Source organism: Mailhella sp. (assembly GCF_057866825.1).
In genome coordinates, this window is the sequence record NZ_DBMAHT010000220.1 from 1 (window position 1) to 1,866 (window position 1,866).

Consider the following 1,866-nt stretch of genomic DNA (forward strand, 5'->3'; position numbering starts at 1 on the left):
TCCGCAACGCGCTGAGCTCCGAACATCTTTCGGAAGAGGACCGCATCCGTCTGGAGCTTGAACGGGATCAGCTGCGGCAAAAAAGCATGGAGCAGATTCTCTCCCTGCCCTTCGAGGAACTTTTCTCCGTGGGAGAAGCCCGCTGCGACATGCCGCATACCGCGCGACGCCTGCCGACCATTGTGTGCGAATCCTGCGGCGAAGGCGTCATGGCCTCGCGCATCAGGGAAGTCAACGGAAGAAAGCTCTGCATCGACTGTGCGGAAAAGGAACATTCGGCCTGAGCCAAGGCATCGGCCGGACGTATTGTCGATAACGCTTTTCCTGAAAAAAGGGCGGCACCGCGCGTGTCGCTCTTTTTTTGCCCGAACGGCCATGATGCGGCAGTGCCGCCGAGGCGCTCAACGTAAAAAAGACGCCCTTGCCCGCCCCAGACGCCGCAGCAAAAAGCATCGGGGCAAGGAGTCGCAACGCTGCGCCGCTTCACGCAAAAGCTCAGCGGTCACAAACGGCGCGTTCCGCCGGGCCGCCCCCTAGTTTTTTGAGGAAGCGCCGAGCTTCTTTTCCAGCGCGCGGGCCACGGGAATATCCGCAGGAAGCAGGCCCGGAAGCGCGGCAAGCTCCTGCACGGGAACCCAGCGCATGTCGTCATGCACCGTGAGCGCAATCTCGCCTTTCCAGGAAAGCACCCGGTACACGCTGAGATGCACGACGCCGAAGTCGTAATCATGACTGTTTTCCGCGAGATATTCCCCGATCTTCGCTTCAATGTGCAGCTCTTCCCGAAGCTCGCGGGCCAGACACTGCTCCGGCGTTTCTCCGGCCTCCAGTTTGCCTCCGGGGAACTCCCAGCTTCCGGGGCAGCTCATGAAGGGCGCGCGCCGCATGACAAGAATGCGACCGTTTTCAAAAAACACCCCTCCCATGACTTCCTTGATGACCTTTTCCATACATTCTCCTCGCAGTAAAACTCCGACGCGTCTCTCCCTCGTCAGGATCCGTCTTATCGGACGCCCGCGGACGCCTGCATGCTTCTCTCCCGTCTGTGAATCGTCAGAAGGTAGCACACGCTGATGTACACGGCGCAGATGGTGCAGGTGACAGGTTCACAGAGGCACACGCCCATGTATCCCATGGCCGGCACCACAAACAGGGCAAACAGCACGTTGCCCGACAGCTCAAGCGCGCCCTCCCCCAGGCTGAACAGCCGACCGCCCATGCCCTGCAACGCGCACCGCAGCACAATGAGCACGGCTATGCCGGTATAGAACGGCGCGTCCACGCGAAGATACAAACTTCCCGCCCGGATGACCTCGGCGCTGTCGCTACCCGTCACAAGATGCACCAGCGGTTCCGCCATAAACCACACCACCACGTTCACGCCCGCCACCCAGGCCAGCGCCAGAAGCACGGCATGACGCACGCCGGTTTTCGCCCGCTTCCACTGTCCTGCGCCGATGTTCTGGCTCGCAAAGGTGGAAGCCGCCACGCCGAGCGTTCCGAGCGCCAGCATGAACACGCTGTGAAAACGCCGCGCCGCCGCATATCCGGCCACGGTGGCCGTTCCAAGATCGTTGATGGCCGACTGGAGGATCATAATGCCTATGTCCACAAAGCACATCATGAATCCCATGGAAAGTCCGGTTCCCAGCATCTCGCCGAGCATGCGGCCGTCGGGCAGCATGCGGGACAGCCGGGAAGACGCCCGTGCGCTCTCCCGCGCTCCGGGGCGCAGCTCCGGGCAGCGGGCGGCCATGTAGACAAGACACAGCAGCACGGAGCAGCCCTCGGAAATCACCGTGGCCACGGCCGCGCCGGAAACGCCGAAATCAAGAACTGCCACGAGCAGAATATCCAGAGCAATGT

3 protein-coding genes are annotated in these 1,866 nt (G+C 61.6%); 1 reads left to right on the forward strand and 2 read right to left on the reverse strand.

From position 1 onward, the window contains the following. A partial coding sequence (locus ACZM96_RS10870; RefSeq protein WP_489489077.1) for a TraR/DksA C4-type zinc finger protein occupies window positions 1-284 on the forward strand: 284 nt, incomplete at its 5' end. A gap of 249 nt (window positions 285-533) precedes the next feature. On the opposite strand, the gene ACZM96_RS10875 is transcribed toward ACZM96_RS10870, so the two are convergent. After that, window positions 534-950 (reverse strand): (deoxy)nucleoside triphosphate pyrophosphohydrolase, encoded by a 417-nt coding sequence (locus tag ACZM96_RS10875; protein ID WP_489489078.1) that lies wholly within the window; start codon window positions 948-950, stop codon window positions 534-536. A 53-nt stretch (window positions 951-1,003) separates the two neighbouring features. Next, the coding region (locus tag ACZM96_RS10880) for an MATE family efflux transporter (RefSeq protein ID WP_489489079.1) at window positions 1,004-1,866 on the reverse strand (863 nt) is incomplete at its 5' end.